This window comes from Flavobacterium sp. (genome assembly GCF_029242675.1).
Classification (GTDB): domain Bacteria; phylum Bacteroidota; class Bacteroidia; order Flavobacteriales; family Flavobacteriaceae; genus Flavobacterium.
In genome coordinates, this window is sequence record NZ_JAQWTM010000392.1 from 1 (window position 1) to 6,180 (window position 6,180).

Consider the following 6,180-nt stretch of genomic DNA (forward strand, 5'->3'; position numbering starts at 1 on the left):
CTTTTGGCATTTTATTATAAAGCGCGACTCCTAAAGCATTAGCATCCTTATTATAATCAAAAGTATTTGCTGTCTTTACAACAAAACTGCTTTTATCAAAATCTATAGCGGTTACAACAACCGAATCATCAAATACATTAGCATCAATTATTTCGCCCGCAGTAGAACCGAAAACCAAATGACTGTATGGGAATTCTGTTTTAATAGCTGCAATAGTTTCTTCTTGTTCCAATAACATTCGATTACCGAAGATTAAAACTAGTGGATTTTGTAATTTGATTTTTTCTGTAAGGTACTTCCAGTTTTGACCTTTTAGTTTATATGCTTGGTTAATTCTCATCTTAATTATTTTGGGAGTTGTATAAAAAAAGTTGTTCCTATTCCTAATTCACTTTCGATCCAAATTTTTCCATTATAATTGTCAATAATTCGTTTTACGATTGAAAGTCCAATTCCAGTTGATTTTTCATGATTGGTAAACGATTGAAAAATTTTAAACATTTTTTCTTGATTTTCTGGAGCGATCCCCGGTCCATTGTCTTTTATTGAAAACACATTAGAGTCTTGTCGATCTTCAAAATCAATATCAATAATACCAATTGGTTTATCAATGTAAAGTACTGCATTACTTATGATATTCTGAAAAAGTTGTTGCATTCTAAATCGATCAGCGTTAATGGTAGGCAATTCCTTTTTAATTACAACACTTATATTAGAAGGAATATGAATAATGTCTACTATTTTTTGTATCTCGTTATTGATATTAATTTTTTCGCTTAATGCTTCAATGGATTCTACTTTAGAATAGGTTAAAATACCTTGGATGAGATGATCCATTTTCTCTACTTTATCCTCTATCATTCCCAGATATTGCTGAGTTTGTTCATTAAATTCTTTATCATTATCCTCTTTTATCCACGTAATTAAAGAATGAATACTTCGTAAAGGTGATTTTAAATCATGGGAAACAATTTGTGCATAATCATTAAGTTGCTCATTTTGCTTTTCTAATGTCTTAAGCAAAATTTCCTTTTGAATTTCAAGCTTTTTTTGCTCGGTTATATCTAAATGAATTCCAATCGAACCAGTAACCTTGCCGTTTACATTAAAGTTAGGCACACCACTAATTAGCCAATACCTGTCTTCACCACTTTTAGTTTTAGCTATCACTTGGTAAGAATCGGATATGCCGCTATTGCGTTCTTTATTTTTAATATTGACAATTTTTTGTCCTTCCGTTTTTAACAATACAGTTGAAGCTTTTTTGCCTAATAAATCCAATATGGAGTAGCCTGACATATTACAAAAGGATTGATTAGCAAATTGTATACAATCGTCAGTGTCTACCTCCAACAATCCCATATTCATGTTCGCTATAATATTGCTGTATTTTTCTTTTTCAGCTTCAAGACTTTCTTTGTAATTTTTCTTGATCGTAACGTCATCATAGCTCCATAAATGACCATCATCTTTAGAACCTTTTTTAATTGGAATAAAACTTCGTTCATACACGCGTCCGTCAGCAAGCTCTATTTCTTCTGCTAAAACAACTTCATTATTTTTTAAAATTTCCGAAACTCGAGTCAAAAACTGATCTGGGTTCTTAAACAAGTACTTAGTATCTGTTGCAGCTTCCTCGCAATCCATACCTATCATTAATTCAGGAATAACAGCAATATCAAAAAGATCACAAAAACGTTTATTAGTCACTAGAATATTTCTGTTTTCATCTTCTAATAAAATACCCGATTGTAAATTAGTAATAAGTGACGTAAGTCGGTTTTCAGAATCAATTAATTGTTGGTTGAATTCTTTTTCATTAGAAATATCCTCTTCAATGGCAAAATATTTTATGACTTCTCCTTGCTTGTTGTGCAAAGCTTGGCCTTGCACACGTACCCAATATTTTTCTTGAGATTTGCTATAATTTAAAATTTCACAATTAAAAGGCAAGCCATTGCTAATCTGATTTCTTAGATAAGCGACAGTTTCCTGATTGGATTCTGGTCCTTGTAATAAATGCCCTGGTTTTTTACCTATCAATTCTTTTTTCGAATAACCTGAAATTTCAGAAAAACTAGCATTAACCCATTCTATCTTACCATTTTTATCGCAAATAACTACCGCATTCATGTTCTTTTCGGCAATAGAAGATAATAGTAAAAGCTGTTCCTCCTTTTCCTTCTCAGCAGTAAAATCTTCAATCATTGCAAAGTATTGAATGACATTTCCAGTACTATCTAAAATAGGCTGGCCAGTGTTTTTAGACCAAAAATTTAAACCATTTTTCTTAGAGTGCAAGATCTCAACATCAAAGGCTTTACCTTCATTAAAAGCCACAACCATTCTCCTTATCTCCTCTCTATTTGAAGCTGCGTTTAAACCCATTTCAATAGGTGTTTTTCCTATTACCTCATTTTTAGAAAAACCTGTTAAGGAAGTGTAAGCCTCATTACACCAAAATATTTTTCCATCAGGATGCGTAAAAACTACTCCGTTTTTATTTGTACTTGCAACCAGTGAAAGCTTATTTAACTCTTCTTGATCACTTACTTGATCTGTAATATCTCTACCATAAATGTTTATATAACCTTCTGCTACTAAACTCTTGCAAATAAAAGAAAAGTGCTTGCTGTTGCTTTGAAATTCAAAAATCCAACGGTCCGCACTCGTTTCTATTTTATGGATAATGTATTTAAAAAATTCTTGTAATTCATACTCTATCCCTTCAAATACGATAGACTTCAATAAATCTGCTGCTGGATTTGTTTTAATTAAATTACCTTCAAGGTCAATTCGTACTAATGGATCAGGGTTTTGTGTAGAAAATAAAGCGATATTATGAATTTCTTTATTTGCCTTTTTTAAATCGTTTTTTTGCTTGTTTATTGTGGTAAGTAATTCTTTTAATTCTTTAGATGAATTCTCTACATTATTCATTACATGCAGTAAATCCAATAATGGATCATGAAATGCAAAATCGTGCAAGTTTAATTTTTTTTCAATTACGGCATCCATTGAATCAAACCATGGCGATCCGATAAAAAGAAATCCTTTGTCGTGCTTTTCAAATTGGCCTCGTAATGCGGTTATGTCACTCCCTTTTGACTCAATTAAGACTAATTGATTTGTAATTTCACTAAAATTATCTAAAGTAATCGTTTTGACATAAGGTCTTTTAACTACAAAAAGAGAGTTGAAATCAAAATCAGGAATTATTTCAGGAATTACCTTGCTAAGACTCTTTCCATAACTTACAATTGATAAGTTTTCATCAATTAAGATATAGAAAGGAAATATATTATTAAATGTTTCGCTATTAAAATTGAATTCGGGGGCTTTCATAATTTACCAACTTACTTTAAAAATCTCGTGAGAATCTCCTTCATTCCTTGTTTGAAGTAATTCAATGGTCGTTTTTGTTGAAAACATAATACCTAACCCTTGAATTAAACCTCGAACAAACTCTTGAAGGCCCTCTCTTTTCGAGAAGTAATGTAAGTTAATACTTTTTTCATTAATATCACTCACCTTAAATTCAGGTGGCGTTAATTTTGGGTAAATTAGCATTACACGGTTATGAAATAATGGTAAATTCGTTAAAAATTCTTTCAAATTTTGACCACCTGATTCCATTAGCCCCGGATATTTTTCTTTGGTAGTTTTAATTACCCACCACTCGCCAAAAGCAATTAATACCTGAGAAACAGTCATGTCCATTACCTCTGATACTGCTACTGCTAATTTAAAGGTAACATCATCGTCATAGGCTTCATTACTGATAAAAAAATCATGTTCAACGCCGCTTTTCTCAAGAATAATTTCCCACTTTTCATCACCAAAATTAGCTTTAACGAGATCTTCAATGGCTTTATTTACTATTCCATACATGTTATTGAGATATTAACTCATTAGTACTCCAATAATTTAATAATTTTTGAATTCTATCAACGTAATCTTCGTATTTTAAAGGCTTTAGGACATATCCTGCTATACCAATTTTATAGCACTCTAAAACGTCAGTATAGTTATTTGACGTTGTCAATATTATAGAGGGTATGTATTTTAAAACTTCATCCTTTTTTAGAATGGTCAAAAATTCAATACCGTTGAGTTTTGGCATGTTTAAGTCTAAGATTATAATGTCTGGAATTATTTCTTTAACTTTTAAAATCGACAAGGCGTCTTCTCCATTATTGGCTTCAATAATACGATGGTTCAAGCCTAAAGTTTTCAAAACTCTATTAAATTTCATGACCTCTATGGCATCATCTTCAATCAACAGTATATTCAGAGAATTTGTCATTTGTTTGTATATTATTTATCCAATATCAAAAATATCAAATACTTAGAGCTAATTTACTTTTAATTCGTTTAGAATCTCTTAAGTGTCGATGAATAGCACTAAAGTGTAGACGAATGGTTCTTTTATTTAATCCATTGCTAATTTGACAATCAATTTAAAACTAAATTTTCTCATTAAACAAAGGGATTCCGCAACTATTTAAATTGCAAAACTTACTTTACTCCACCTTTTTAGCAGTGACATCTTTTCCCATATTTAAGGTTAGACTTTCAACAGTACCTTTTTCGTTCTTGTTAAATGTAAATTGAGCGGTCACTATAGTACTGTAAAATTTATTTTCACTCATTGGGATTACCGTAGTTAATCGTTCTCCAGTTCCCTGAATATGAAGCACTCCACTATCCTCAGTTACAGTAAATGAATAATTTTCGTTTAACTGATATCTTCCAACATATGTTTTAAGAACTTCTGGAGAAACTGTAACTTCAGTAAGTAATTCAGTGGTATCAACCTTTAATTCTTTCAAAGCGCGTACCGCATTTGCATTATTTGGATTTAAGCTTACTGATTTTTTATAATTTTTGATCGCATTAACCGAATCTTTTTGAAGCAAATATATTTCACCAAGACTGTCATACACATTAGCAGAATTTGGGTTATGCAATGCATTAAATTTAAAAATAGAAAATGCTTCTGCCACTTTATTCTCATTTAAATACTTATACCCCAATTCATTCACATGTTCGTCATTCATGGCATAATCTCCCGGATTGATTTGTATACGTGAGTTGACACTGTTAATAGCATCATCTGCAGATTGTTTTAGTAAGTCCTTTTGAAGCGCTGAAACAAGAGTGATTTTGGGTATTTTATAAGGCTTTGAAGCCAAAATATTTTCGATAGCTACATTGATCTCGTCTTTTAACATTGCGTTCCCTCCATTAGTAAGCCATATAAAAGTGTTATTTTTAGCCAAATCTCTGAATATGAAGGTTCGGTAGCCAAAGTCACTTCCCGAATGATTCACAGCATGCTTGTCAGGAGTAAGAAACCATCCAAATCCATAATTAGAATCGGAGCCATCAGTAAGAATTACTGGCGTAAAAGCCTCGGCAATTGTATTCCTACTGACTAACTTTTCAGTATAAAGTGCTTGATCCCAAAGAAACAAATCAGCAACAGTTGAAAACATGCTTGTTGATCCCGTGTGTGAAACTTGATAATCATCACGTTCACCAATTGCAGTGTAAGCAATGGCTCGATTTTTAATATTGAGCAATTGACTATCACCAACCAATGTGTTGTTCATTTTTAAAGGTTTAAAAATGTTTTCTTTCAAAAAATTAGCTAGACTTAAGCCTGAAACTTTTTCAATTATTAAATCCAACATAACATAACCGCCATTATTATAGACAAATTTTGCTCCAATTTCAGAATCTAACGCAGACTGGCTTTCGATAATTTCTAAAATTTCAGCATTTGAAAGATTGAACTTGGATGCCAATGGCTCGTATTTTGGAATACCTGAAACATTATTGAGTAAATTTTTGACGGTAACCTCTTTGCCATAAGCAGGAAAATTACGGAAGAATTTAGTTATTTTATCCTCATAAGAAAGTAGTTTTCTCTCTTTTAAAATCATAATCCCCATAGCCGTGAACTGCTTTGATACCGAAGCTAAATCAAAAGAAAATTCGGGTGTTAGTTGTTGTTTCGTCTCTTTATTGGCATAGCCAAAAGCTTTGCGATAAATCACTTTTCCGTTTTCAGCAACTAAAACACTTCCGTTAAAAACGCCATTTGCGTAAGCTTGATTTATTAAATTATCCAGTTCAGCGGCCTTATTTTGAGCATTAATGGCGCAAAAAGAAAAC

5 protein-coding genes are annotated in these 6,180 nt (G+C 31.8%); all 5 read right to left on the reverse strand.

What is annotated here, in order from left to right; all coding sequences use genetic code 11:
* A partial coding sequence (locus tag P8M54_RS14495; protein ID WP_366525157.1) for an FIST N-terminal domain-containing protein occupies positions 1–340 on the reverse strand: 340 nt, incomplete at its 3' end.
* Between the two features lie 5 nt (positions 341–345).
* Positions 346–3,345, reverse strand: coding sequence for a PAS domain S-box protein (locus P8M54_RS14500; protein ID WP_300288706.1), 3,000 nt, complete (start codon positions 3,343–3,345; stop codon positions 346–348).
* Positions 3,346–3,348: 3 nt separating this feature from the next.
* Positions 3,349–3,891, reverse strand: a complete 543-nt coding sequence (locus P8M54_RS14505) for a heme NO-binding domain-containing protein (RefSeq protein ID WP_300288707.1) — start codon at positions 3,889–3,891, stop codon at positions 3,349–3,351.
* A 1-nt stretch (position 3,892) separates the two neighbouring features.
* Positions 3,893–4,306 (reverse strand): response regulator, encoded by a 414-nt coding sequence (locus P8M54_RS14510; RefSeq protein ID WP_300288708.1) that lies wholly within the window; start codon positions 4,304–4,306, stop codon positions 3,893–3,895.
* Between the two features lie 217 nt (positions 4,307–4,523).
* A partial coding sequence (locus tag P8M54_RS14515; protein WP_300288709.1) for a serine hydrolase occupies positions 4,524–6,180 on the reverse strand: 1,657 nt, incomplete at its 5' end.